Annotated in this window: 25 protein-coding genes, 1 tRNA gene and 1 pseudogene; 18 read left to right on the top strand and 9 right to left on the bottom strand. The window is 37.6% G+C overall.

The window, feature by feature from the left end:
• Window positions 1-74 precede the first annotated feature (74 nt).
• The 6 genes from F3G69_RS04820 to F3G69_RS04795 all read left to right on the top strand — a co-directional run bounded on the left by F3G69_RS04820 (window position 75) and on the right by F3G69_RS04795 (window position 6,956).
• Window positions 75-2,699: a valine--tRNA ligase gene (locus F3G69_RS04820; RefSeq protein WP_149714567.1), complete on the top strand. Its 2,625-nt coding sequence runs from the start codon at window positions 75-77 to the stop codon at window positions 2,697-2,699.
• Window positions 2,699-3,655 (top strand): methionine ABC transporter ATP-binding protein, encoded by a 957-nt coding sequence (locus F3G69_RS04815; RefSeq protein WP_149714566.1) that lies wholly within the window; start codon window positions 2,699-2,701, stop codon window positions 3,653-3,655. Before F3G69_RS04820 ends, F3G69_RS04815 begins: the two co-directional genes overlap by 1 nt.
• Complete coding sequence (locus F3G69_RS04810; protein ID WP_009293812.1) at window positions 3,655-4,329, top strand: methionine ABC transporter permease; 675 nt, start codon at window positions 3,655-3,657, stop codon at window positions 4,327-4,329. The genes F3G69_RS04815 and F3G69_RS04810 overlap by 1 nt, the downstream gene beginning before the upstream one ends.
• Window positions 4,330-4,588: 259 nt before the next feature.
• A complete protein-coding gene (locus F3G69_RS04805; protein ID WP_103559279.1) occupies window positions 4,589-5,371 on the top strand; it encodes a MetQ/NlpA family ABC transporter substrate-binding protein in 783 nt (260 codons plus the stop codon).
• Between the two features lie 76 nt (window positions 5,372-5,447).
• Window positions 5,448-6,227 (top strand): MetQ/NlpA family ABC transporter substrate-binding protein, encoded by a 780-nt coding sequence (locus tag F3G69_RS04800; RefSeq protein ID WP_087585897.1) that lies wholly within the window; start codon window positions 5,448-5,450, stop codon window positions 6,225-6,227.
• A 138-nt stretch (window positions 6,228-6,365) separates the two neighbouring features.
• A complete protein-coding gene (locus tag F3G69_RS04795; protein ID WP_188115334.1) occupies window positions 6,366-6,956 on the top strand; it encodes a DedA family protein in 591 nt (196 codons plus the stop codon).
• A gap of 72 nt (window positions 6,957-7,028) precedes the next feature.
• Here the strand turns inward: F3G69_RS04795 and murI are convergent, their stop codons facing one another.
• The gene (murI, locus tag F3G69_RS04790; RefSeq protein WP_103600964.1) at window positions 7,029-7,817 is read right to left on the bottom strand and encodes a glutamate racemase; all 789 of its coding nucleotides are present in this window, start codon (window positions 7,815-7,817) and stop codon (window positions 7,029-7,031) included.
• A gap of 92 nt (window positions 7,818-7,909) precedes the next feature.
• On the opposite strand from murI, the gene F3G69_RS04785 reads away from it, so the two are divergent.
• Both F3G69_RS04785 and murG read left to right on the top strand, forming a co-directional pair.
• On the top strand, window positions 7,910-9,070 hold the full coding sequence (locus tag F3G69_RS04785; RefSeq protein WP_149714565.1) for an FtsW/RodA/SpoVE family cell cycle protein: 1,161 nt from the start codon (window positions 7,910-7,912) through the stop codon (window positions 9,068-9,070).
• On the top strand, window positions 9,067-10,089 hold the full coding sequence (gene murG, locus F3G69_RS04780) for an undecaprenyldiphospho-muramoylpentapeptide beta-N-acetylglucosaminyltransferase (RefSeq protein WP_149714564.1): 1,023 nt from the start codon (window positions 9,067-9,069) through the stop codon (window positions 10,087-10,089). The genes F3G69_RS04785 and murG overlap by 4 nt, the downstream gene beginning before the upstream one ends.
• Here murG and F3G69_RS04775 read toward each other — a convergent pair.
• Both F3G69_RS04775 and F3G69_RS04770 read right to left on the bottom strand, forming a co-directional pair.
• Entirely contained in the window at window positions 10,081-10,815 is a 735-nt protein-coding gene (locus F3G69_RS04775; RefSeq protein ID WP_084041322.1) for an imidazole glycerol phosphate synthase, read from the bottom strand. The two genes, murG and F3G69_RS04775, sit on opposite strands and share 9 nt — an antisense overlap.
• Window positions 10,816-10,886: 71 nt before the next feature.
• Window positions 10,887-10,963, bottom strand: a tRNA-Arg gene (locus F3G69_RS04770).
• Between the two features lie 110 nt (window positions 10,964-11,073).
• Here F3G69_RS04770 and F3G69_RS04765 point away from each other — a divergent pair.
• From F3G69_RS04765 to F3G69_RS04755, 3 genes are read left to right on the top strand one after another with little or no spacing between them, the layout of a single operon-like run.
• Complete coding sequence (locus F3G69_RS04765) at window positions 11,074-11,259, top strand: hypothetical protein (protein WP_149714563.1); 186 nt, start codon at window positions 11,074-11,076, stop codon at window positions 11,257-11,259.
• Between the two features lie 50 nt (window positions 11,260-11,309).
• Window positions 11,310-12,140 carry an adenylosuccinate lyase gene (locus F3G69_RS04760; RefSeq protein ID WP_149714562.1) on the top strand — a complete coding sequence of 277 codons (831 nt, stop codon included), beginning with the start codon at window positions 11,310-11,312 and terminating at the stop codon, window positions 12,138-12,140.
• A 38-nt stretch (window positions 12,141-12,178) separates the two neighbouring features.
• Window positions 12,179-12,922 carry a hypothetical protein gene (locus F3G69_RS04755; protein ID WP_149714561.1) on the top strand — a complete coding sequence of 248 codons (744 nt, stop codon included), beginning with the start codon at window positions 12,179-12,181 and terminating at the stop codon, window positions 12,920-12,922.
• Here the strand turns inward: F3G69_RS04755 and F3G69_RS04750 are convergent, their stop codons facing one another.
• From F3G69_RS04750 to F3G69_RS04725, 6 genes are read right to left on the bottom strand one after another with little or no spacing between them, the layout of a single operon-like run.
• Window positions 12,923-14,173, bottom strand: coding sequence for an RNA polymerase factor sigma-54 (locus F3G69_RS04750; RefSeq protein WP_223155877.1), 1,251 nt, complete (start codon window positions 14,171-14,173; stop codon window positions 12,923-12,925).
• Between the two features lie 3 nt (window positions 14,174-14,176).
• A complete protein-coding gene (gene lptB / locus F3G69_RS04745) occupies window positions 14,177-14,905 on the bottom strand; it encodes an LPS export ABC transporter ATP-binding protein (RefSeq protein WP_103559271.1) in 729 nt (242 codons plus the stop codon).
• A complete protein-coding gene (tsaE, locus tag F3G69_RS04740; RefSeq protein ID WP_103559270.1) occupies window positions 14,898-15,296 on the bottom strand; it encodes a tRNA (adenosine(37)-N6)-threonylcarbamoyltransferase complex ATPase subunit type 1 TsaE in 399 nt (132 codons plus the stop codon). The genes lptB and tsaE overlap by 8 nt, the downstream gene beginning before the upstream one ends.
• Window positions 15,296-15,541 (bottom strand): RNA-binding S4 domain-containing protein, encoded by a 246-nt coding sequence (locus tag F3G69_RS04735; RefSeq protein ID WP_072594226.1) that lies wholly within the window; start codon window positions 15,539-15,541, stop codon window positions 15,296-15,298. The genes tsaE and F3G69_RS04735 overlap by 1 nt, the downstream gene beginning before the upstream one ends.
• A gap of 33 nt (window positions 15,542-15,574) precedes the next feature.
• Window positions 15,575-16,402, bottom strand: coding sequence for an alpha/beta hydrolase (locus F3G69_RS04730; RefSeq protein ID WP_103580328.1), 828 nt, complete (start codon window positions 16,400-16,402; stop codon window positions 15,575-15,577).
• The gene (locus F3G69_RS04725; RefSeq protein ID WP_223155876.1) at window positions 16,396-18,495 is read right to left on the bottom strand and encodes a TonB-dependent receptor domain-containing protein; all 2,100 of its coding nucleotides are present in this window, start codon (window positions 18,493-18,495) and stop codon (window positions 16,396-16,398) included. The genes F3G69_RS04730 and F3G69_RS04725 overlap by 7 nt, the downstream gene beginning before the upstream one ends.
• A gap of 202 nt (window positions 18,496-18,697) precedes the next feature.
• Between F3G69_RS04725 and F3G69_RS04720 the strand changes: the two genes are divergently transcribed.
• The 7 genes and pseudogenes from F3G69_RS04720 to F3G69_RS09285 all read left to right on the top strand — a co-directional run.
• Window positions 18,698-19,921, top strand: a complete 1,224-nt coding sequence (locus F3G69_RS04720; RefSeq protein WP_103580330.1) for an argininosuccinate synthase — start codon at window positions 18,698-18,700, stop codon at window positions 19,919-19,921.
• 23 nt (window positions 19,922-19,944) lie between these two features.
• Window positions 19,945-20,391, top strand: a complete 447-nt coding sequence (rplI, locus tag F3G69_RS04715) for a 50S ribosomal protein L9 (protein WP_054196623.1) — start codon at window positions 19,945-19,947, stop codon at window positions 20,389-20,391.
• Complete coding sequence (hslV, locus tag F3G69_RS04710) at window positions 20,392-20,925, top strand: ATP-dependent protease subunit HslV (RefSeq protein ID WP_002940451.1); 534 nt, start codon at window positions 20,392-20,394, stop codon at window positions 20,923-20,925.
• A gap of 8 nt (window positions 20,926-20,933) precedes the next feature.
• Entirely contained in the window at window positions 20,934-22,256 is a 1,323-nt protein-coding gene (gene hslU / locus F3G69_RS04705; protein WP_149714559.1) for an ATP-dependent protease ATPase subunit HslU, read from the top strand.
• On the top strand, window positions 22,253-23,122 hold the full coding sequence (gene era / locus F3G69_RS04700; protein WP_149714558.1) for a GTPase Era: 870 nt from the start codon (window positions 22,253-22,255) through the stop codon (window positions 23,120-23,122). Before hslU ends, era begins: the two co-directional genes overlap by 4 nt.
• 59 nt (window positions 23,123-23,181) lie before the next feature.
• The gene (locus F3G69_RS04695; RefSeq protein ID WP_149714557.1) at window positions 23,182-24,702 is read left to right on the top strand and encodes a C4-dicarboxylate ABC transporter; all 1,521 of its coding nucleotides are present in this window, start codon (window positions 23,182-23,184) and stop codon (window positions 24,700-24,702) included.
• A pseudogene (locus tag F3G69_RS09285) lies at window positions 24,699-25,087 on the top strand (type 4a pilus biogenesis protein PilO); the annotation flags it as partial. The gene F3G69_RS04695 and the pseudogene F3G69_RS09285, both read left to right, overlap by 4 nt.

Below are 25,087 nucleotides of genomic sequence, written 5' to 3'. Positions count from 1 at the left end.
CCACTTTTGCAAAGATTTTTTTAAACAAATTTTAGATAACATTAAGCATTTTTTAAACGAAAGAGGATACAAAAGTGGCAGAATTTTACAATGCAAAAGAGATAGAAGATAAATTTTATAAAATTTGGGAAGAACGCGGATACTTCGAGATAGACGCGAACAAAGATATCCAAAAAGATGGACGTAAATTTTGCATTATGATGCCACCTCCAAATGTGACTGGCTCGCTTCACATCGGACACGCCCTAACCTTCACGCTCCAAGACATCATGACTCGTTACAAGAGGATGGACGGCTACAAGACACTTTGGCAGCCAGGGCTTGACCACGCTGGCATCGCTACTCAAAATGTCGTTGAAAAGCAGCTTTTAGCTCAAGGCATCAAAAAAGAAGAGCTTGGTCGTGAGAAATTTGTAGAAAAAGTGTGGGAGTGGAAGGAGAAAAGCGGCGGCATGATCGTCCATCAGATGCGCAAGCTTGGCATCACTCCGGCTTGGTCGCGCCAGAGATTTACTATGGATGAGGGCTTAAGAAAAGCTGTGAAAAAAGCCTTTGTAAATTTATACGACAAAGGGCTAATTGTCCAGAAAAACTATATGATAAACTGGTGTACGCACGATGGCGCACTTTCTGACATCGAGGTTGAGCACAAAGAGAATAAAGGCAAGCTCTATCATTTGAGATATTATTTTGCAGATAAGCCAAGCGATTTCGTTGTAGTGGCGACAACTCGCCCGGAGACCTACTTTGGTGACACCGCCGTAATGGTAAATCCAAACGACGAGCGCTATAAAAATTTAATCGGCAAAAAGGTTGTTCTACCTATCATAAATAGAGAGATCGAGATCATCGCAGATGAGCACGTTGATATGGAGTTTGGAACAGGCCTTGTTAAGGTCACGCCTGCGCATGATCAAAACGACTACGAGGTAGGCAAAAAACACGATCTTGAGTTTATTACTGTATTTGACGAAAAGGGTATTTTAAACGACAAGTGCGATAAATTTGCAGGACTTGAGAGGCTTGAGGCTAGAGATATTGTAGTAGCCGAGCTTGAAAAACTTGGCAATGTCGAAAAAATCGAGGACTATGAAAACCAAGTGGGATACTGCTACCGCTGCAAAAACGTCGTCGAGCCATATATCTCAAAACAATGGTTTGTCAAAAAAGAGATCGCAGACGAAGCGATACAAAAGGTCTCAGAGAGCCTTGCTAAATTTTATCCGCCGCACTGGATAAACAGCTTTAACGCGTGGATGAGAGAGCTAAGAGACTGGTGTATCTCACGCCAGCTTTGGTGGGGGCACCAAATTCCAGTATTTTATTGCGATGATTGCGGTCATATGTGGGCTGATGAGGGTGAGCCGTGCGAGTGCAAAAAGTGTAAAAGTAAAAATTTTCATCAAGATCCAGATGTGCTAGATACATGGTTTAGCTCTGGTCTTTGGCCATTTAGTACGCTTGGCTGGGGCAATGAAAATGAGCTAAAAAATGAAAAATGGTTTGAAGGCGACTTGGCTGAGTTTTATCCAAACAACCTTCTTATAACTGGTTTTGATATATTATTTTTCTGGGTTGCTAGGATGATGTTTCAGGGTGAAAATGCCCTTGGTAAGTTGCCATTTGACGATATCTATCTGCACGCGCTTGTAAAGGATGAATTCGGCAGAAAGATGAGCAAGAGTCTTGGTAACGTCATCGATCCGCTTGATAGCATAAATGAGTATAGTGCCGATATATTGCGCTTTACGCTAACGCTTCTAGCAGTTCAAGGACGCGATATCAAGCTAAGCGACGCCAAGATGAAGCAGGTAAGAAATTTTACTAACAAGCTTTATAACGCGAGCAAATACCTCATGCTAAATGAGAACAAATTCCCAAATTTAGAGGATATCAAACTTCAAACAAAGCTTGGAATTTATATGAATAGCCGCTTTAACGAGTGCGTGAGAGAGGTGCGCGAAAACATCGACGCTTACCGCTTCAATGACGCAGCAAACACACTTTATAAATTCCTTTGGGATGAGTTTTGTGACTGGGGCATCGAGCTTAGCAAGGCTGACAAAGCGAGCGTAAAAGAGCTTGGAAGTATATTTAAAGAGACGATGAAGCTGCTAAATCCTTTCATGCCGTTTCTTTCAGAGTACCTATTTCAAGAGCTTAGCGGCACACAGCTTGAAAATGCAAAATCGATAATGGTGATGTGCTACCCAGAGGTAAAAGAGCGAAATTTAGAGGTTGAGAAGAAATTTGAGCTAGTTATCGAAGCGATCGTGGCTATTCGCCGTGCAAAAGCGACCATAGATCTTGGCAACTCAAAGATCGCAAAAGCCTTTGTTAAATTTAATGAAAAAATAGATCTTGACGAGGTTAAAGAGTATATCAAGCTGCTTGCAAAATGCGAAGAGATCGGCTTTGTAGATGAGAAAATAGAAAACTCCATAAGAGATGTGAGCGAAAATTTAGAGGCATTTGTCCCGCTTGAAGGGCTTGATATGAGCGGTATCATCACAAGGCTCAAGTCTCAAAAGACAAAGCTTGAAAAAGAGATAGCTAAGCTTTCAGGTATGCTAAATAACCAAAATTTCGTGGCAAACGCACCAAAAGAAGTTATAGAGACAAACAAAGAGGCTTTGCAAAGCGCTGAGGCTAAATTTAAAAAAGTATGTGAAGAATTAGAAGCTCTTGGAGAAAAATAGTGATAAAAATAGAAAATTTAAGTAAATTTTATGGTGGTACGCAGATCCTTTTTGATATAAATTTAGAGGTTAAAAAGGGTGAAATTTTTGCTATCGTGGGTCATAGTGGCGCTGGTAAATCAACGCTTTTAAGGTGCATAAATGGCCTAGAGAGCTATCAAGGTGGTAGCCTAAAAGTCTTTGATAAAGAGATAAAAAATTTAGATGAGACACAGCAAAGGCATTTAAGGCGAGATGTTGGGATGATATTTCAGCATTTTGCATTAATGGCTAGAAAAAATGTTTTTGAAAACGTCGCTACTCCGCTTAAATTTTGGGGTTATAAAAGCGATGAAACCGAAAAAAGAGTAAGAGAACTTTTAAATTTAGTCGGTCTTGAAAGCAAGGCAAAAAGCTATCCAAGCGAGCTAAGCGGCGGACAAAAACAGCGTGTGGCGATCGCCAGAGCGCTTGCTTTAAATCCTAAAATTTTACTAAGCGACGAGGCGACTTCGGCTCTTGATCCAAACACGACAAATCAAATTTTAGAGCTGCTTGAAAAGATAAACAAAGAGCTAGATATCAGCGTCGTCATCGTCACGCACGAGATGGAGGTTGTAAAATCGATCGCAAAACGAGCGATCTTGCTAGAAGGCGGCAAGATCATAGGCTCTGGAAGCATTGAGGAGCTATTTTTAAAGCCAGATGAGAAAATGAAAGAGTTTTTGGGCGAAGTTGAAATTCTGCCAAGCACTGGTACGAATATTAGGCTATTTTTTCCAAAAGAAGTGGCTCAAAACAGCGTGATCACGCACATGGCTAGAAGCCTAAATATCGACTTTAATATAGTCTGGGGCAAGCTTGAGAAGCTAAACGACAACGTCCTTGGCTCGCTTGTCATAAACATAGATGAAAAAGATAAAGAAAACGTGCTTAACTATATCAAGCAAAGTGGCGTTTTATGGGAGGTTGCTTGATGTTTGATATTGACTTTTCTAAATTTCCAGATGTATTTTCTAGGATACTGCTGCCAGCTATCGGCGAGACACTATATATGAGCATCGTCTCAACCCTACTCGCCTTTGCCATAGGCCTTATACCTGCGGTTTTGCTCATACTTTCAGACAAAGATGGTCTAAAGCCAAACAAGCAACTTTATTTTGTACTTGATATCGTTATAAACGTGCTTAGAAGCTTTCCATTTATTATCCTCATCATCGTGCTCTTTCCGGTCACAAAAATGATCGTGGGCACTAGCATTGGCACCACAGCTGCGATCGTTCCGCTAACTATTGGCGCGGCTCCATTTGTAGCAAGACTTATTGAAAATGCGCTAAAAGAGGTTGATAAAGGCATCATCGAAGCTGCTCAAAGCTTTGGAAGCTCGAAATTTCAGATCATCTTTAGAGTGATGTTTGTAGAGGCACTTCCTGGTATTATCTCGGCATTTACGCTAACACTTATCGTAAATATCGGCTTTTCAGCGATGGCTGGAGCAGTTGGTGGTGGCGGACTAGGATCTGTCGCTATAAACTACGGATATCAAAGATTTCGTCCAGATATCATGCTTTACACCGTGGTTATTCTTATCATTATGGTTCAAATTTTTCAAGTTTTAGGTAACTACTTATATAAAATTTCTAAAAAATAGGCCTTTGTTTTTATCTGATTTTAAGCTTTTTTCCTTAAAATTGCCCGAATTAATTTTTAGCTGAAAGGATAAAAGATGAAATCAGATATGTGCCACATGTGCCGCCTATTAAAAAACGCGTTGTCGAAAGACTAATCTCTAAGCACAAAATTTCTTTTTAAGTGCTTAGAACTAGCTTAAGCGCTTAAAAAGAAATTTAATCCTCTAGCTTAAATTTATCCTTTTTTGGTGCTTGGCAAATTTTAAAAAAGGATAATAAATGAAAAAACTACTTCTTACCTCTTTAGTTGCCCTAGGCCTTAGTGTAAGTGCAAATGCAGCTGATAAATCAAAAACAATAATCGTTGGTGCCACACCTATCCCACATGCTGAAATTTTAGAGGTTGTAAAGCCTATTTTGGCAAAAGATGGCTATACACTTGAGATTAAAGAATTTAACGACTATACCACGCCAAACCTTGCAACAGAAGATGGCGATTTAGATGCAAATTTCTTTCAGCACCTTCCATATCTTGAAGAATTTAACAAAAACAAAGGCACTCATCTTATAAAAACAGTTGGCGTTCATCTTGAGCCAATGGGAGTTTATTCTAAAAAGATAAAAGACATCAAAGATCTAAAAGATGGTTCGACCGTATCTATCCCAAATGATCCGACAAATGAAAGCCGTGCTTTAGATATTCTTGCAAACGCTGGACTTATTAAGCTAAACGATAATCCACTAAAAACTCCGCTTGATATAGTTGATAACCCTAAAAAGCTTAAATTTGAAGAGATAGAGACTGCTCAAGTACCAAGAACGCTTGATGATGTTACTATCGCAGTTATTAACACAAACTACGCTCTAAATGCTAATCTTAATCCGGTAAAAGACGCACTTGTGCTTGAAAGCAAAAATAGCCCGTATGTAAACTACGTTGTAGTAAAGTCTGGTAACGAAAATAGCCCTAAAATAAAGGCTCTTGATAAAGCAATAAACTCATCAGAAGTTAAAAAATTTATCGAGATCAAATACAACGGCGCTATTCTTCCAGCATTTTAATTAAAATTTTAAATAAGCGACGTAAAAGCTTTTACCTTTTTAGCGTCGCTTAAACCAAACAAAAAAAGGAAAAACAATGAAATTTATCAAACTTTTAACCGCATCTTTAGTTGCTCTAAGCCTTCATGCAGCCGACAAGGACCACACTATCGTAGTCGGCGTATCACCAGTACCACACGCTGAAATTTTAGAATTTGTAAAGCCAAAGCTAAAAGATAAAGGCTACGACCTTGTTATCTCTGAAATTTCAGACTACTCTATCCCAAATGTCGCCACAGAAGATGGCAGTTTGGACGCAAATTTCTTTCAGCATTTACCATATCTTGAGGAGCAAAACAAGGCTAGAGGCTTGCATCTTGTAAGTGTTGCAAATGTCCATGTCGAGCCACTTGGCTTTTACTCTAAAAAGATAAAAAACATAAAAGAGTTAAAAGATGGTGCAAAAGTTGCGATCGCTTATGATCCATCAAATGGCAACAGAGCGCTTAGAATTTTAGAAAAGGCTGGCCTTATCGAGATCGATAAAAACGTAAAAGTTGCAACTATAAATGACATAACTAAAAATTCTAAAAATTTACAGTTTGTAGAGCTTGAGGGTGCTCAGATACCAAGAACTCTTGATGATGTCGATATCGCTGCCATTAGTACAAATTTCGTCCTTGATCTTGGCATGAGCGTGGCAAAAGACGCGCTTTTACTTGAAGACGCCAATAGTCCTTATGCTAACATCATCGTTACAAAGGCCGGCAATGAAAACAATCCTAAAATCAAAGCTTTAGTTGATGCGGTACTTAGCCCTGATACTAAAAATTTCATCATTACTCGCTATAAAGGCGAAGTTATACCTGCATTTTAAAAATGGGGCGAGCTTTCGCCCTATTTTGTTTCTACTTTCATCTTGTTTTAATAAGCTACAAACTCTCTTTATTTTTGTCAAAAAGCTTAAGTTATGCTTTGCTAAAATGGCTCACTTTAAAATTTTTCAGGAATTTAAATGCTGCATGATGTTATTGATTTTATAGTTGCGAGCGTAAGTAGCTGGGGTTATGCTGGCATATTTGTGATGATGTTTTTAGAAAGCTCGTTTTTTCCATTTCCAAGCGAGGTCGCAATGATACCGGCTGGCTATTTGGCGCATAAAGGTGAAATGAGTTTAATTTTGGCCTTTCTTGTAGGCACGTTTGGTAGTTTACTTGGCGCTATTTTTAACTATTATCTTTGCTACTTTTTTGGTCGCGAGATCGTTTTAAAATACGGCAAATTTGTGGGAATCACTCACGAAAAAATGGATAAATTTGAAGCATTTTTCAATAAACACGGTGAAATTTCTACATTTAACTCACGTCTGATTCCTGGCATTCGCCAATACATCAGCCTACCAGCCGGACTTGCTAAGATGAACATTTCTAGATTTTGCCTATTTACCACGCTAGGAGCTGGGATTTGGTGTGCTGTTTTGCTTGGAGTTGGCTATTTTCTAGGTTCAAATCCTGGCAAACAGACACTTTTATTGATCACGATCACTCTTTTGGCTGTAGTTACTGTAATAAGTGTGGTTTATATAATAAGGCAAAGAAAAGCCTAAATACATATAAAAATATGTAAAATTTAGTGTATTTTATAAAATTTTTATTTGTGCTATTTAGTTAGATTTAACCTAGCAAATCGCCCTCATCTTTTCTAGATGAGTTAAATTTCTTGAAATTTTATCTAGCTCAAATTTACTGAATACTTCATCACCAGAATAGAAAAATCTAACTTTTGGGGCTTGATCTAAAGTAGAAATTTTTAGTCCAAGCTCACTTATGAGTCGGTTTATTGTCCCTTCGTTGCCATCAATTATGCTTATATTTGTCGGCAAAATTTCTCTTAGGCTATCTTTAAAATAGTTAAAATGCGTGCAGCCAAGCACTAAAAAACCAAATTTGCTTAGATCTAATTTGTCTAACTCTTCTTTTAGATATGATTTTACGTTTTTGGTATCAAATTCCCCATTTTCAGCAAAATTTACAAGGCGTGGTAGAGCAAGTAGCTCAGTTTTATCTTTTGCATGTAAATTTGCGATCAGCTCTTTTAGTTTTGCACCATTTACGGTGACCGGAGTGGCTATGACAAGTGTTTTTAAGGCATCATTATGGCTTAAGTCATGAGCCTTTTTTATGGCTGGCTCCATACCGATGATCGGCACGCTTAAATTTGCTCTAAGCTCTTTTATCGCTACGCTTGTTGCCGTGTTACAAGCTACTACAACGGCGTTTGCGCCATTTTCTATGAGAAATTTCACCGCATCAAAGCTAAATTTTAAGATATCATCCCTACTTTTTTGTCCATACGGGACATTTTTAATGTCTGCGTAATATAAAAATTCATGCTCGCTAAGCTTGCTTAAAGCCTCATTTAAGACGCTCAGTCCACCAAGTCCTGAGTCAAATATACCTATCTTCATACTCTTCCTTAAAGCCTGCAATTATAGCAAATAATATCTTTGTAAGCCGTTTTTTATTATACTTTGGCACTTTTTAAACTTGGAGTTAAATTTTGGCAGTTGATAAGATCATTTTCTATCTTTGTTCGACTTTGATCGCTATAAGCATTATTTTTTCACTATCTTTGCCAGTTTTTACGGTTTTATTTTTTAATTACGACGAGTTTCACTTTTTTATCCGCCAGTTTATTGTTGGTTGTATCGGAATTTTCATTATGTGGTGGCTTTCTAGGCTTAATCCTGAAAAGACGCTTGTTTGGATAGGATTTGGACTTCTTATATCTTGCGGTATCGCCATGGGGCTAATGCATGCATTGCCAGCTTCAATGGTAACTGACGCTGGTGGTGCTAGGCGTTGGATCAGGCTACCTGGTTTTTCACTAGCTCCAGTTGAGTTTTTTAAAATCGGTTTTGTCTACTTCTTGGCTTGGAGTTTTACTAGAAAATTTAGTGAAGGCAAAAGAACCTTGCTAGATGAGATTAAGATACTTATGCCTTATATTATTCTTTTTGGTGTTGCTATCTTTCTTATCGCTGTTATGCAAAATGACCTTGGTCAAGTGGTCGTGCTGGCGCTTACATTTGTGACTATGGCACTTTTCGCAGGAGCAAGTGCGAGACTTTTTAGCATCGGTATATTAGGAGCTGCTTTTGTTATGACAGTAGCGATAGTCAGCTCTGAACATAGAATTTTACGTATAAAGTCATGGTGGGGCACGATACAAAATATGGTGCTTTCTTTCTTGCCTGACAGCGTTGCAGATGTATTAAGAGTGGCTGATGCGCCAGAACCATATCAAATTTCTCACTCATTAAATGCTATAAAGCATGGCGAATTTTTCGGCAAAGGACTTGGTGCTGGTATCTTTAAGCTCGGCTTTTTAAGTGAGGTCCATACTGACTTTGTATTAGCTGGTATTGCTGAAGAGGTTGGTGTATTTGGTATTTTGTGTATTGTAGCTATATTTATAACGCTACTTTATAGAATTTTTAGAATTTCAGCTAGAAGCGAAAATAAGGTCTATCATCTATTTACGCTTGGTGTCGGGCTTATCTTATCGTTTTCATTTTTAATGAATAGCTATGGTATCACATCGATCACGCCTATCAAAGGTATTGCTGTGCCATTTCTTAGTTACGGCGGTAGCTCTGTGCTTGCGATTTGTATCGGTATCGGCATGGTTTTGATGGTTAGTAAAAGGGCAAAATTATGATTGTTATTTGCGGTGGAGGCACTGGTGGGCATTTAGCTATCGCAAGAAGCTTTTGCGAGGAGCTTAATACTCGTGATATCAAGCCTATATTTATCGGCTCAACTAGTGGTCAAGATAAATTTTGGTTTGAAAATGACGAGAATTTTTTACAAAAATTTTTCTTACCAAGTAGTGGCGTGGTAAATAAGAGAGGCTTTGCTAAGCTAAAATCACTAACAAATATCGTAAATCTTGCTTTAAAATGTAGAAAAATTTTTAAGCAAAATGACGTTAAAGCAGTCATTAGCGTTGGTGGCTATTCAGCAGCTCCAGCGGCTATTGGAGCCATTATCTCAAAAGTACCGCTTTTTATCCACGAACAAAATGCTGTAATGGGCAAATTAAATAAAATTTTAAGGCCTTATGCTAAAGGCTTTTTTAGCTCTTATGATGAAGCTTCGCCCTACCCTTACCCTGTGGCAAAGAAATTTTTTGATAGTGCAAGAGTGAGAGAGGAGCTAAAGACTATTTTGTTTTTAGGCGGCTCACAAGGCGCAAAAGCGATAAACGAGCTAGCTATAAATTTAGCTCCATATCTTAAAGAAAAAGGCATAAAAATAATTCATCAATGTGGTAAAAACGGCTTTGATGAACTTAAAAAAAAATATGATGAACTTGGCTTTAATGAAACGAATTTAGAAATTTTTGAATTTAGTAAAGAGATAGAAAATAAGATGAGCAAGGCTGACCTTGCCATATCAAGAGCAGGAGCTAGCTCGCTTTGGGAGATTTGTGCAAACGCCCTTCCATCTATCTTTGTGCCATTTCCTTATGCTGCTGGTAATCATCAGTTTTATAACGCTAAATTTTTAAAAGATAAGGGCATTGCTGAAATTTGCTTGCAAAATGGAGAAAATTTAGACAAAGACGAAGTTATAAGAATGATAGAAAATTTTGATCTAAACAAAAGTAGCAAAGCTCTAAAAGATATCCTTTTGCCAAATGGAGCAAAAGAGATAATTGATAAAATTTTAAACTAGCTCCTCGCCTATCGCACAAGCTTTTAGTTCTTTTAGCTCAAAGATTAAGTAGTGATAAATAAGCTCATTTGTATTTAAAATTTTTGCACTAAAGACTGGTTTTATCATAGTTATTATCTTATCAGTTATACCCGCGATCTCCACTAGCAAAAGCTCATCTTTGCGTTGCTTTGCAGCCTTAATACAATTATAAAAGAACGTATAAATTATCTTAAAATTTTGCAAAATAACATTTGAAACTATCCTAGAATGAATATGCAAAACATTATGTATACGCTCTTGTAGAGTATTTAGCTCCGCAAGTATTGATTTTATTTGAGTAGTATCTGTTGTCCTAGAAAAGAGATTTTTCGCTTTATTTTTGTTTTGTATTTGATACTCTGCTACTAAAATTTCTATTATATTTAAAATGGCGACATAGCTTTCTTGTAAATTTTCATTTGCCTTAAAGCTCACGCCATTTTTCTCAATTTTATAATTTAAGCTTCTCTTTATCTGTTCCAAATAAGTACTAATGTTTTCATAATAGTCCTCTGTATTGAAGACACTTTTAAAAAAATCGCTTTCACCTTTTAAATTTGTAAGCTTTTTTTTAAGTTCATCAGCATTTTTATTAAACTCAACAACTCCAACTGCCAAGCCGATCTCGTGCTCACTATTTTGTTCTAATGCTGTCAAACTCTCTTTTAGTACCGAAATTTGTTTTTGAATATTTTGAAAATCCATTTTTTCTCTTTTAATTTTTTTGCTTATTTTACTATAAAAATTATGAAGTTTGTCATTAAGAATTAAAAAGATGGTGCGCCCGAGAGAATTCGAATCTCTGACCTTTTGAACCGCAATCAAATGCTCTATCCAGCTGAGCTACGAGCGCACAAGAAAGTTAAGTCGAGATATTAGCTAAACTTTCCTTAAAGAAAAATTGTATTCATTTTAATTTTATAACTGTTTTAGTAAAATCCAATAAAAATAAAAGGAGCAAAGATGAATGATTTTTTCGATAGTTTAAAAGAGATAAAAAAAGAACTTACTAAAGAGCAAGGTGAGGCCAAAAAAACTCAAAAAGAAGCCGTTTCTTATACAAAAGAAGAGGCGATCTCGTATAAAGAAAATAAACTAAAAAACGAATTTGCAGAGTACATTAAAGGCCAAGATATAAAAAAAATATAAATTTGGAATGCTTATTGCTAAAACATGTAATATTTTATGTGGAGTAGGCAATGAAAGTTACGCAAACATTAGAATCTCTAAGCATTTTAACTGATAATGACACTTTGTTTCGTGAGCTTAGAGATATGATAAGCAGAAATTTTACAAAAATTTTATCTAATAAAAATAAGGTTATTTCGTTTTATGAAGAGAGCGAAATCCCGCAACGCAAGTGCTTCTTAAAATTTATAAAAAAACTTTATGAAAAACAAAGTGATGATAAGCTCGATATTCGTTTTGCAAACTATAAAACCATAAAGCTTGGCTTTGTTCAAAAAAATACACTAACTCCAGTCATTAGCCTAAACGTAAATTTTGTAAAAAATGAAGTCAAATTTGAACTAAAAGATGCACTTTGCAGAGATTTTGCTAGCTACATCAGTGAGAGTCTGGTAAAAAGTAATGTTATTTTTAGCAAAAATGATGATTTTTTAAACATCACCATCTCAAATGACAACGACATAAACACATTAAACAAACTACTCTACAAAAGAAGCTATCCAAAATTTAGCGTAAATTTTATCTATAATGAAAAAGACTACAAAGCCTTTAAACAAGGCATAAAAATAAAAAGCTCAAGTAAATTTGTAAGCAGATTTTCTGTGCTTGCAAATTTACTTGAGGAAAATTTTGGGATTTTGGGTTGCAAAAAAGATGATGACTTTGAAACTATCAGACAAAGCTATCTTTCACTTGTAAATATCTATCACCCAGATAGGCATGCCAACAAAAATCCTCTCATACAAGAAGAATATGCAAAGAAATTTAAAAATATTCAATCTGCTTATGAGAGCCTAAAACCATACTTTAAAAATCAAGAAAATTTTGTGATGGTTGGCTAGAGTACGGCTTGCCACAAGAGCTATTAAAGAGAGCAAAAATGAATGGTGAAATGTTTAATATATGCGCCATTATTGTTGCCGCAAAGCAGGCCATAAAGTCAAATTCTCCTATCCTGTATAATGGCACTAGCTACGAAAATAGTATAAATTTTCACTTTCTCTCAGGCCATAGGGCAAATGGCGTAAATGAGTGGTTTGAGCACGCATTAAAACTTGGATTAAGCGATGTAAGACTTGCTACAAATTTAACTGGCTCATCAGATGAACGTTTATTGCTTAGCTTTTCAAACTCTACCGCAAAATCGATCATCTGTATTTTTAAAGAGTACATGAGCTGCTTCGTACCCTACTGGAAATACAACAAAGATCAAAGAGGCTGGGACATAATATATAAAGAATTTGGTCTTGAAAAAGATGTAAATTTAGAAAATTTTAGCGACAACACAGAGACTTTTATGGCCATACTTACTAAGATAGCGGCCTTTGCAGATGAGATAGAGTGTGAGAATTTTGGTGAGTGTTTTCGCAGGGCTTTAAAATCACTTAGATCTTCAAACAATGATGATCAAAAGATATTTAATGCACCGCTTATGCCAAAGAAAAATTTAGCTCTTTTTACTGCGGCAAGCTTGGCTGATGTCTTTGGCGGTATGGGCTCTTGGAACGACGATGCAGCGGGCATGGCACAATATAAAAAACGCGGCAAAGAGTACGAAGAGCTTAGTAACGAGCTTTTTACGCAGATGCGTAAGGCCATACTTTTTGCTGTAAATGAGTGGTAGCTAGCCGTTTATATGATAGATCTTTTTTCGCTGGCTTGAGCTACTGATATTTAGGATTTTGCGGTATTTGGTGATGGTTCGGCGAACTATTTGGATGTTAAATTTAGCTTGGATTAGCTCTTGGATTTTTAGATCAGAAAGTGGCTTTTTGTGATCTTCATTTTTGATAAGCTCTAGTAAAAATTCCTTTATCGCGGCGTTTGAAGTCTCCTCGTCAAAGCCAGTTGCGAAGAAATTTTTAAGTGCGACCGTACCTCTTGAGCAGCTTAGATATTTGTTTGCGATCGCCCTTGAGATGGTTGAAGGGTTGCGTCCAAGCTCGTCAGCTAGGTCTTTTAGCTTCATAGGCTTTATGTCGCCGCCCAAAAAATAGTCATACTGATACTCAACTATCATGAGCCCTATCTTATAAAGTGTCGCCTTTCTCATCTCAAGGGCGTCTATGAGCTCGCTCGCCTCTTTTATGCGCGAGCTTACAAAGGCCTCTTTCTCGTCTAATCCCTCGGTATCAACCAAAATTTCTGGATAGTACTCATCATTTATCTGCACACTTATGCCACTACTTGTGCTTAGCACGAAGATGTCAGGCACTGCCTCTTTTTCATCTTCAAGATACTCAATGGCCGGGGGATTTTTAAATTTTTTTATGATCTTTAGCGCATCGTCGTAAAATTTAAGCTTTCTAAGCTTTTCTATATTTTCAAAATTTAAGATGATCTTTCTTGCGCACTCTATGATCTCATCACCTACTTCTGCCTCACTTAGCTGAAACAAAAAGCTCTCTTTCACATCTTTTGCGCCAACGCCACATGGTTCAAGGTGGGCAAATCTCGCCCTAACCCGCTCCACTTCGTCCTCATTAAAGCCCGCAAAAATTTCATCATCATAAGAAAAATAGCCCTCATCGTCTAAGCACTCGATGATCTTATATGCGATATCTTGAGACTTTTGCGTGGGAAAAAGTGGCGGATTGATTTGACTAATTAGCTTTTCATAGAGGCTTTCTTTGTAAATACTTAAAGCCTCGATGCTCTCACTAACAGAATTTTTGCTAACTTGTTCGAAAAAATTTCGCTTTTTTTCGCTTTTTTCTAAATTTTTATGTTCGATCGTGGCAAATGGATTGTCTTTTATAAAAGGCTCAAGCGTCTCTTTTAGCTCATCAAGCCCGCTTTGAAGGATAGGAAGCCAGCTTCTTAGCGTTTGGTTTAGTTTGATCTTTGGCGCTAAAGTTTGCTTTTGCCTTAGCATCATCTACTCAAGCAGCTTAAATTCTTCGCCAAGATAGTGCGTTCTAACGAGCTTGTTGTTTGCCACTTCGCTCGCACTGCCACTTGCTAGTAGCGAGCCATCTTTGATGACGTAGGCCCTGTCACAAATAGCTAGCGTCTCACGAACGTTGTGGTCAGTTATCAAAACGCCGATGCCTAGCTTTTTAAGGTCTCTAACGATGCTTTGGATGTCGCTAACTGCGATAGGATCGACGCCTGCAAATGGCTCATCAAGAAGTAAAAATTTTGGCTTTATGATGAGGCTTCTTGCGATCTCACAGCGCCTGCGCTCGCCGCCACTTAGGCTAACGCCCTTTCTTAGGCGGATAGGCTCGATATTTAGCATATTTAGCATCTCATTTACTCTTTTTGCTATCTCTTCTTCGCTTTGATTTAAAATTTCAGCACCAAGAAGTAAATTTTCTTCGACACTTAGCTCTTTAAATATGCTTGATTCTTGTGGCAAATAGCCAATACCAAGGTGTGCTCTTTTGTGAAGTGGGACATTTGTGATCTTTTCGTCGTTTAAAAAGACATCTCCACTAGTTGGCGAGATGAGCCCACAGATCATATAAAAAGTGGTCGTCTTTCCAGCGCCATTTGGCCCAAGAAGCCCCACCACTTCGCCACTATTTACCTCTAAAGATATGCCTTTTATGATCTCACTTTTCTTAATCGTCTTTTTTAGATCTTTTACTTCTAGTTTATGCACTTATAACCTCGTATTTTCTGCCATTTTTGCTAGGAGAAATTTTTACTAACGTATAGCTCTCGCCATTTTTCTTTAGAGCTTTTTCTAAATTTTCATCGCCCCACTCTACTAGATGAAGCCCCTCTTCAAATAAATTTTCAAAAAGGCCATTTTTTGCCATCCCGTCAAATCCGATCTGGTAAATGTCGTAGTGGTAGATATCTTTACCATAAATTTGCATTAAAGAAAACGTAGGCGACGTCACGCTCTCATCTATGCCATGAGCCTTAATGATCGCCTTTACAAGCGTCGTTTTGCCACTTGCTAGATCGCCACTTAGTAGTACCACGCCACTTTTTGGAAGCACTCTTACAAGCTCACCAAGCTCATTTTCTAAAAGCTCAAAAACCATCAAAGCTCTTTTACATATTCGCTTTGAGCGCTTTTTGGTATGCTTTTTGTAGTTGGGATCGCTAGCACCTCGTATCTCGCCTCGCGCGTTAGAAATTTGATGCTAACCACATCGCCAACCTTAACATCTTTTGCCGCTTTTGCCTGCACGCCGTTGATGCTCACAACGCCGCTTTTGCACATATCTTCGCTAACGGCACGCCTTTTTGTGATATTTACTACGTTTAAAAATTTATCTACTCTCATGCGGCAGATTTTAACAAAAATAGCCTTAAATTTTTAATCCTTTAGATATTTTAAAAGCTCTTTTAAATTTAGAGGTATGACGCTACCATGGGTTTCGTTTTTATAAAACTCAAAGTGAGAATTTATGCCACTTTGCTTTAAAATTTGGGCTAGATCGCTCGCCTTTAAAGTGCCAGCTTTATCAGTTTTGCCCTTTCTCTTTTCAAGCTCGCCAACGCTAAGAAAGACAAATTTAGCCTTTAGTTTTTCTTTAAATTTACCCTCACTCACATTTTGCTTTAAAATTTCAGACTCGCCCCACCAAAGAGACGGCGAAGCGATAAAGAAATTTGAAAAAATGCCCTCATTTTTAAGCAAGGCATAAAGCGTAAAAAGACCGCCAAAAGAGTGGCCATAAAGGCTCTTTTGGCTATTTTGCACATTAAATTTCTGATCGATTAGTGGGACTAAATTTCTAGTTAAAAAGTGGTAAAACGCATCAGCGCCACCACCTTTGCTAAACTCCTCACCCTCTGCCTTTGGCGTGAGGTCTCTTGTACGTTTTTCTACCTCATAGCTTTTGTCTGTGTCATATCCTATGCCTATTATTAGTGGTGCAGCCTTGCCATCAAATTCATTTAAAAGCATGTTAAACTGGGCGTTTGCATCAAGTAAGAAAAGCACATTTTTAAACTCATTTTGCCCCTTTAGCTTGGCTGTGAAAATTTTATAAATTTCATCATTTGCACTCATTTTAAAGGTTGAAATTTCAAATTTACTAGCAGATTTTTGGCTAAGTGGCTCAGGCGTTTGACTAGGTCCTGCGTGCAAAGCCTGCGTCACGCCAAGCGTAAAAAGCAAAAATTTAAACACTCTTACCATTTTGCAGCGACCTTAAACCAAAATCTCCTGCCCTCTTGCGGATACCAGTAGTAATTGCCGTCGTCTGCTAGCGCCTCATCGTATCTTACCTTATCAAAGATGTTGTAAGCATTTAGGCTAAGCGTTAGATGCTTGTTTGCATCCCAGCTTACGCCTGTATCAAATGTGAGTAAATTTTTATTATTTTCACTCACTTTATTGCCAGGGCCAAATTTCACACTAGTAAGCTTGCTCTCATAGTTTGTGGTGAAGAATGTTTTTACACTCTTAATTGGTTTATAAGCAAGTGTTGTATGAAATGCATGCTCTGGGGTTGCTGTTAGGCTTTTTGCATCAAGTCTACCAAGATTTGTCTCACTAAATTTCATAGGGCCTCTTGGCGTATTTATCGTTGGGTTGCCAGTTTTTATCTTTGACTTATTATAGGTGTAGTTTGAGCTTAAATTTAGATTTGAAAGGATGTCATAGTCGCCACTTAGCTCCACGCCCCAAACGGTCGCACCTTCAATATTAAAGTAAGTTCCCCAGCCAGGGCAAGTAACGTCTGGTGCATTTGTGCAAGTACCAAAAGCTGGAATTCTATTTACATTACTGCCGTCAGTATCTAGGATCTTGTCTTTAAATTCATTTTTAAAAAACATTACCGAGCCTCTAAAATCAGCCTGATTGTCATAATATGCACCAACTTCATAAGTTATACTTTTTTCTGGCTTTAGATCTTTGTTTCCAAAATCAACTATTTTCCAAGCATTTTGAATAGTGCCTACTTCTGGGGAGATTTGATTGACATTTGGCGTTTTATAGCCAGTTGCTACGCCGCCTTTTAGACTTAGCGTATCTGTGGCATTATAGACTAGGTAGGCTCTTGGCGAGAGGTGGTTACCAAAAAATTCGTTGTGCGTGAGTCTTGAGCCAAGCGTTAAAAATAGCTTCTCATCTAAAATTTGCCACTCATCTTCGATAAATCCCGCATGTTCGCTCATCGAGTATGTCTTTGGATCTTTTAAGCCGTTTCTTGAAGCGTTTGAGACGATGAAGGTCGTACCAACATTTTGTTTGCTAAAGTCATAGCCAAAAGTTAGTGCGTGAGCACCAAGAAAGGTTGTAAATTTTGAATTAAAGTTGTGATTTTTGGCTTTTGCAGGTATGAGGCTGTCAAAAAGGCTCGTTCTTTGTGTCTCATCATAAATGTAGCTAAGATCGGCATTTAGGTTATCAAATTCGCCAAGATAGCCCACGCCATAGCTCTTTTTCTCATAGTCATAGGCGTTTAGAAGTCTATTTGTTCTAGTAGTGGCTGACTTTCCAACAGTTCTTGAGTAATCATGCCTTTCATTTGAGCCAAGGATGAAAAATTTATTGTGTTCATCTGGCGTGATCCAAAGTTTTGCACTTAAATTTCTCTTATCGCTCTTTTGATAACCGCCTTTGTAGTTGTCCTCATCTCTTAGCTTTTTATAGCCCCAAAGCTGAAGCGCTAAAAAGTCTTTATAAAGTGGCAAATTTAGATAAAAGTCGCCTTGCCTGCCATTACCTATGCCTTTATGCGTGTTTATTGTGGTTGAGATGCCGACATTGCCGCTAAATTTTGAAAAATCCTTTTTAGTGATGATATTTATCACGCCACCAACCGCGTCGCTACCATAAAGCGAGCTCATAGGACCACGGATGACCTCTATACGCTCGATCGCCTCGGCTGGTGGGATGAAATTTGAGTTCATATCCCCTGCTCCGCCCTTTGGATTTGCGCTGCTTGAATTTACTCTTTTGCCATCAATTAAAACTAGCGTTTGAGAGCTTTCCATACCGCGTATCGAGATACCGCTAGCTGGACCATCCTCACCGCCAACGACATTTACGCCTGGCACCTTTTGGGCGATAGAGTGGAGCGAAGTAAAGCTATCTTTTGTAAGCTCATCGCCGCTTATCACGCTTATGCTCGCAGGTGCTTCTTTAATCTGCTGCGAAAAGCCACTCGCACTTACTACAACGCCATCAAGCCTTGTTTCGTTATTGTCTTTATGCTCTGCTCCAAAGAGCGAATTTGCCACGCAAACGCTAAGGCAAATGGCGATAAATTTTGTTTTTCTCACGACTATCCTTTTAAAAATTTAATTTGAAAAAGTTTGAAATTTAGCGAAGTATCTTTTAAAACAATATTAATTATCATAATGTTAAATACTAATCTTTTTTATAAAAATTTCTAATAAAAAACTTACATTATTTATTAAATTAGTTTATTAAAAATTAATCAATTTAGGCTAAAATACGACCATTTTAACAAAAGGAAGAGCTATGAAAAAAGACGTAAAAAAAGTGGTTTTAGCATACTCTGGCGGACTTGACACAAGTATCATTTTAAAATGGCTTCAAGATGAATATAACTGCGAAGTAGTCACATTTACAGCTGACATTGGCCAAGGCGAGGAGCTAGAGCCTGCACGCAAAAAAGCCTTAGCACTTGGTGTAAAGCCTGAAAATATTTTTATAGAAGATTTAAGAGAAGAATTTGTACGTGATTATGTATTTCCAATGTTTAGAGCAAATGCAGTCTACGAGGGCGAGTATCTGCTTGGCACTTCGATAGCGCGCCCACTAATAGCAAAACGCCAAAGCGAGATCGCAAGACTTGTTGGCGCTGATGGCGTGAGCCACGGAGCAACAGGCAAAGGCAATGACCAAGTTCGCTTTGAACTTGGATACTACGCGCTTGGCGACAACCTAACTATTATAGCTCCATGGCGCGAGTGGGATTTAAATAGCCGCGAAAAACTTTTGGCATATGCTGAGAAAAACGGCATAGATATCACCAAAAAACCAGGCAAAAGCCCATACTCAATGGATGCAAATTTACTTCACATAAGCTATGAAGGTCTAGTACTTGAAGACCCAAGTCACGCACCAGAAGATGATATGTGGAGATGGACAGTAAGCCCCAAAGATGCTCCAGATAAGAGTGAGATCATCGAGATCGGCTATGAAAAAGGCGATCCAGTGAGCATAAACGGTAAAAAAATGAGCCCAGCTGAAATTTTAACCGAGCTAAACCGCCTTGGCGCAAAACACGGTATCGGCAGACTTGACATCGTAGAAAACCGCTCAGTTGGTATGAAGAGCCGTGGTTGCTACGAAACTCCAGGCGGCACGATAATGCTAAAAGCTCACAGAGCGATCGAGAGCATCACGCTTGACCGCGGTGCGGCTCACTTAAAAGATGAGATCTTGCCAAAATACGCCGAGCTAATTTACAACGGCTACTGGTGGTCACCTGAGCGAAATATGCTCCAAGCTCTCATCGACAAGAGTCAAGAGCACGTAAATGGCTCTGTAAAAGTTGAGCTTTATAAAGGCAACGTGACTATCCTTGGCAGAAACAGCAAAGATGATAATCTATTTAGCGAGGCATACTGCACATTTGAAGAAGATAGCGTTTATGATCAAAAAGATGCAGAAGGATTTATCAAACTAAACGCACTTCGCTTCATCATCGCACGTAAAAATGGGCGAAAATTTGACTAAAAATAAAATTTAAAAGGACAAAAATGAAAGTATTATTAATAAAAGATGTAAAGGCGCTTGGTAAAGCTGGCGAGATAAAAGAGGTAAAAGACGGCTATGGCAATAACTTCTTAATCGGCAAAGGCTTTGCAAAAGCAGCTACTCCAGACGTTCTTCGCCAATATGAAGCAGCCCAAAAAAGAAAGGCTGAAGAGCTAAAATACGAGATCGCAAATTTAGAAAAACTTAAAGAAGAGCTTGAAAAAGTGACAGTTGTCATCAAGAAAACTCTTGGTGCAAATGGCTCGCTTTTTGGCTCAGTTTCAAAAGAAGAGATCGCAGCAGAGCTTGAAAAAACGCATCATTTAGTTGTCGAGAAAAAAGCGATCGACATGGATACACATCTAAAAGCGGTAGGTCTTTATGACGTTCATGTAAAGCTTGGACACTCGATAAATGCGAGCTTGAAGGTTGATGTGCAAGGAGAGTAGATGTTTCATGCGACAACCATCTTAGCCTATAAAGGCAAAAATAAAGCAGTCATCGGTGGCGACGGACAAGTGAGCTTTGGCAACACCGTCTTAAAAGGCAATGCCGTAAAAATTCGCAAAATTCACAACGGCAAAGTCCTAGCTGGCTTTGCTGGCAGCACTGCTGATGCGTTTAATCTTTTTGATATGTTTGAGAAAAATTTAGAGCACACAAAGGGTGATTTGCTAAAGGCGGTGATAGAATTTAGCAAAGAGTGGCGCAAAGACAAGTATCTAAGAAAGCTTGAAGCGATGATGCTTGTGCTTGATAGGGATAAAATTTTCTTACTTAGTGGCACTGGGGATGTTGTTGAGCCAGAAGATGGCAAGATAGCAGCTATCGGAAGTGGTGGCAACTACGCACTTTCAGCGGCTCGTGCCTTAGATAAATTTGCCGATATCGACGAAGAGGAGCTAGTCAAAGAGAGCCTTAAGATCGCCGGAGAAATTTGCATCTATACAAATACAAACATCAAAACTTATGTTTTAGAATAAGAGAGAAAATGAACTTAACACCAAGAGAAATTGTTAAATTTTTAGATGACTATGTGATCGGTCAAAAGGATGCCAAGAAGATCATAGCGATCGCACTTCGCAACAGATATCGCCGCATGAAGCTTGAAAAGAGCCTGCAAGATGACATCATGCCAAAAAATATTTTGATGATCGGCTCTACTGGCGTTGGTAAAACCGAGATCGCAAGGCGTCTTTCAAAGATGATGGGACTGCCATTTATCAAGGTCGAGGCCAGCAAATATACTGAGGTTGGTTTTGTTGGCCGTGATGTTGAAAGCATGGTAAGAGACCTTGTAATGGCGTCATATAATCTCGTAAAAAACGAGCAAAGCGAGAAAAATCAAGATAAGATAAATGCCTACATCGAAGAAAAGATCGTCTCAAAGCTACTTCCACCACTTCCAAAAGGTGCTAGCGAGGAGAAGCAAGCAGAATACGCTAAGAGCTATGAAAAGATGCTAAATAGGCTAAGAAACAGCGAGCTTGACGAGCTAAGCATCGAGATCGAGGTACAGCAAAACCCGCTTGAAGCTGGTTCAAACGTGCCACCTGACATGGCGCAGATGCAAGAGAGCTTTATAAAGATAATTGGCATCGGTGGCAAAAATATCAAAAAAGAGATGAAGGTAAAAGACGCTAAAAAAGCTCTTCGAAGCGAAGCAAATGATAAAATTTTAGACCTTGAGAGCATAAAAACTGAGGCTTTAAGAAGAGCTGAAAACGAAGGTATCATCTTTATAGACGAGATCGATAAAGTGGCCGTTGGCTCAGGTAGCTCAAACAGGCAAGATCCTAGTAAAGAAGGCGTACAAAGAGATTTACTACCGATCGTTGAGGGCTCAAATGTAAATACTAAATTTGGAAATTTAAAGACAGATCACATTTTGTTTATCGCAGCTGGTGCCTTTCATATAAGCAAACCAAGCGATCTCATCCCAGAGCTTCAAGGTCGTTTCCCACTAAGAGTCGAGCTTGATAGCCTTGATGAGGACGCGCTTTATCAAATTTTAACTCAGCCAAAAAATTCGCTTTTAAAACAATACATCGCCCTACTCTCAACCGAAAATGTTGAGCTAGAATTTGACGATGAAGCAATAAAAGAGATAGCCAGGATCGCTCACGCAGCAAATGAAAAGATGGAAGATATCGGTGCCAGACGCCTTCATACAGTGATCGAGCGTGTGATAGAAGATATCAGCTTTGAGGCTAGCGAAAAGAGCGGCGAGAAGATAAATGTGACAAAAGAGCTCGTAAAAGAGCGTCTAAAAGATGTTGTCGAAGATCAAGACCTAGCGAGGTATATACTTTGAAATCAGGCTTTGTTAGCATCATAGGGCGCACAAATGCTGGCAAAAGCTCGTTTTTAAATGCTTTGTTAAACGAAAAGATCGCCATCGTCTCGCACAAGCAAAATGCAACTCGCAGAAAGATAAATGGCATAGTTATGAACGGCGAAGATCAGATCATCTTCACCGACACGCCAGGGCTTCACGAGAGCAACAAGGCGATAAATCAACTGCTAATTAGCCAAGCTATAAAATCGATGGGAGACTGCGATCTCATCGTATTTTTAGCGCCTATCCATGATGACACAAGTGACTATGAGAAATTTCTAGCTTTAAATCCTGAAAAACCGCATATCTTAGTGCTAACAAAAGTCGATGAGAGCTCAAATGCTAAAGTGCTTGAAAAGATCACAAAGTACCAGAAATTTCAAGATAAATTTGCAGCTTTGCTTACTTTTAGCACCAAGCAGCCTACCTATAAAAAGCCACTTCTTGATGAAATTTGCAAGCTTTTGCCAGAGCATGAGTACTTTTATGATCCAGAATTTCTCACGCCGACAAATGAAAAAGAAATTTTTAGAGAATTTATACTTGAAGCGATCTATGAAAATTTAAGTGACGAGATCCCTTATCTTAGCGACGCGATCATAAAAAGCGTAAAAGAAAAAACAGGCATAACTGAAATTTATGCGAGTATCATCACGGAGCGTGAGATCCATAAAAGCATGATAATCGGAAAAAATGGTGAAACCATTAAAAGAATAGGAATTTTTGCAAGAAAGTTAATACAAAATTTAACCGGATCAAAGGTCTTTCTAAAGCTCGATGTAGTCGTTAAAAAAGGCTGGAGCAAAGAAGAAAAGAGCCTAAATCAGATAATCGGCTATTGATTTTTTATTTTGAAGATATTAAAATACGGCCCAATTAGAGCATTATGAGGTAAATTTTTATGTTAAAGCTTAGAAAAATTAACGATAATCCAATCGTTACACTAGATCCTTATGAATATGAAGGTTTTAGATTTTCTAATAGCAATGTCGATTCGCTAAGTCTCTCAAAGAATATTTTAAAGCGAGACTTCTTTATATCTTACATCGAGTACAAAGATATAATAACAGCTACCATAAACATCTCAAGAACAATAGATGATGAGGATATTGAAAATAATATCTCAATAAAAATTTACGAAGAGCTCTCTCTAGATCCTGCAATTGACTATAAAATAGTTTATTTTGAAAGCAATGTTGAAAAAGAAGATAGAATTTTTAATGTTTTTATTGCTACAAACGAAACTATAAATAAAATTTTTAAAAATATTTCTAAAAGAGTGCCTTTTATAGATTATGTCGTTGTAGAGCCACTCTTATATAGTGCTATCTATAAAAAGGGCTTACTTCCTAGCACTCAGAGTGATTGTTTTTTGACATTTAGGGCCGATGAAGCATTTATAAGCATTTATGTAAATGGAGAATACCTTACATCAAGAGGTTTAAGATACACACTAAATTATCTAAAAGATAAATTTATAGAGCAAAGTGGCGAAAGAGTAAGCCTAGAAAGCTTTTTGAATATCCTAAAGACAAGAGGACTTTTAGATAGCAATGAAGAAGGCTTTAGCTACGATCTAAATACTGTTTTTGAGGACTATATATTTTACGTAAATGACACGATAAATATTGTCAATAGAATCTATAGCATAAATATAAAAAATATCTATATTGACTGCGACTATAAAATAGAGCGTTTTGAAAAATTTATCAATACAAAGCTCGGCACAAATGCTACGAAATTAAATACAAGCACTGTAATAAATTCTAAAAATTTAGCTATCAGCGAACGGCATAATATGATGGCTTTGTATGCAAATTTTTATAAAAAAGAGGCCTTTAATGCCGATTTTAACTTCTCAAATTTGCTTAGACCTGATCCGTTTACAAAGAGAAAAAGTGGTAAATTTATACTGACATGTGCTGCTGCTTTTTGCCTAAGCATGTCCTATCCACTTTATAATTATATAGCTGGCAGTATTTTAGAGGCAGATTCACAAAAGCTAAGTGATGAGCTTGATGTTCTTAATGCACAAGCAGCACAAATAAGAAGTACTCTTGAAAGACTAAAAAAAGAGCAAAATGATATAAAGGGATTGACTGACAAAGAGGAAGAGAAGTTAAATTTTAGAAAAGGGTTGCTTCAAGAAATTGAAAATAAAAAAGATCATTACGTAATGAAAGGTTTAAATCTTTTTGAAATTACCGATATGATAAACAGCAATAGCGTTTTTATAACAAATATTAAAAATAACGATAAAAATTTAACTGTAACCGTTGTTAGCGATAATGAAAAAAGGATTACGCAGCTAATAAAAGATATTAGCAAGATGCCTAAATATTCAGTAAATACAAAAAAAATTAAAGAAGATAAACAAAATAACGAGTATGAAAGTAATATAAGTATAGAGATTAGACAATGAGACAAGACGTTTTAAGTAAAATAGATAAGTATTTTGACGCAAAAAAACAAAGTGAAACAAATATATTTTTTTTGGGTTCAGCTTTAATTATTATTTATATTGTTTATATGCTTTGCTTTGATCCGTCGCAAGATTTTTATGATGAAAGACTTAATGCGCATACTAAAATTAGCAATGATCTTTCAAGAACAAGAGATTATTTAAGATCGACTAGCTCACCTAGTGGGGATAAAAATTTTAAAATAAATGAAGAGACCAAAATACTTGAAACGCTTAAAGGCAAATATTCTAGCGTTTTAAAATTTAATGCCCATTTTGACTCAAAGCTAAAAGAACTATCATTTTTATTATTTAACGATCAAAATTGGGCAAATTTTTTAGACAA

It is taken from the genome of Campylobacter concisus (assembly GCF_902460625.1).
Classification (GTDB): Bacteria; Campylobacterota; Campylobacteria; order Campylobacterales; family Campylobacteraceae; genus Campylobacter_A; species Campylobacter_A concisus_AD.
The sequence above is the reverse complement of the archived record's forward strand: the minus strand, read 5'-3'. Positions and strand labels throughout refer to the sequence as shown.

Coding starts and splice junctions, on each gene's coding strand:
- F3G69_RS04810 (WP_009293812.1), top strand. CDS start 3,655: ATGTTTGATATTGACTTTTCTAAATTTCCAGATGTATTTTCTAGGATA.
- F3G69_RS04805 (WP_103559279.1), top strand. CDS start 4,589: ATGAAAAAACTACTTCTTACCTCTTTAGTTGCCCTAGGCCTTAGTGTA.
- F3G69_RS04800 (WP_087585897.1), top strand. CDS start 5,448: ATGAAATTTATCAAACTTTTAACCGCATCTTTAGTTGCTCTAAGCCTT.
- F3G69_RS04795 (WP_188115334.1), top strand. CDS start 6,366: ATGCTGCATGATGTTATTGATTTTATAGTTGCGAGCGTAAGTAGCTGG.
- murI (WP_103600964.1), bottom strand. CDS start 7,817: ATGAAGATAGGTATATTTGACTCAGGACTTGGTGGACTGAGCGTCTTA.
- murG (WP_149714564.1), top strand. CDS start 9,067: ATGATTGTTATTTGCGGTGGAGGCACTGGTGGGCATTTAGCTATCGCA.
- F3G69_RS04775 (WP_084041322.1), bottom strand. CDS start 10,815: ATGGATTTTCAAAATATTCAAAAACAAATTTCGGTACTAAAAGAGAGT.
- F3G69_RS04765 (WP_149714563.1), top strand. CDS start 11,074: ATGAATGATTTTTTCGATAGTTTAAAAGAGATAAAAAAAGAACTTACT.
- F3G69_RS04760 (WP_149714562.1), top strand. CDS start 11,310: ATGAAAGTTACGCAAACATTAGAATCTCTAAGCATTTTAACTGATAAT.
- F3G69_RS04755 (WP_149714561.1), top strand. CDS start 12,179: ATGAATGGTGAAATGTTTAATATATGCGCCATTATTGTTGCCGCAAAG.
- F3G69_RS04750 (WP_223155877.1), bottom strand. CDS start 14,173: ATGCTAAGGCAAAAGCAAACTTTAGCGCCAAAGATCAAACTAAACCAA.
- tsaE (WP_103559270.1), bottom strand. CDS start 15,296: ATGGTTTTTGAGCTTTTAGAAAATGAGCTTGGTGAGCTTGTAAGAGTG.
- F3G69_RS04735 (WP_072594226.1), bottom strand. CDS start 15,541: ATGAGAGTAGATAAATTTTTAAACGTAGTAAATATCACAAAAAGGCGT.
- F3G69_RS04730 (WP_103580328.1), bottom strand. CDS start 16,402: ATGGTAAGAGTGTTTAAATTTTTGCTTTTTACGCTTGGCGTGACGCAG.
- F3G69_RS04720 (WP_103580330.1), top strand. CDS start 18,698: ATGAAAAAAGACGTAAAAAAAGTGGTTTTAGCATACTCTGGCGGACTT.
- rplI (WP_054196623.1), top strand. CDS start 19,945: ATGAAAGTATTATTAATAAAAGATGTAAAGGCGCTTGGTAAAGCTGGC.
- hslV (WP_002940451.1), top strand. CDS start 20,392: ATGTTTCATGCGACAACCATCTTAGCCTATAAAGGCAAAAATAAAGCA.
- hslU (WP_149714559.1), top strand. CDS start 20,934: ATGAACTTAACACCAAGAGAAATTGTTAAATTTTTAGATGACTATGTG.
- F3G69_RS04695 (WP_149714557.1), top strand. CDS start 23,182: ATGTTAAAGCTTAGAAAAATTAACGATAATCCAATCGTTACACTAGAT.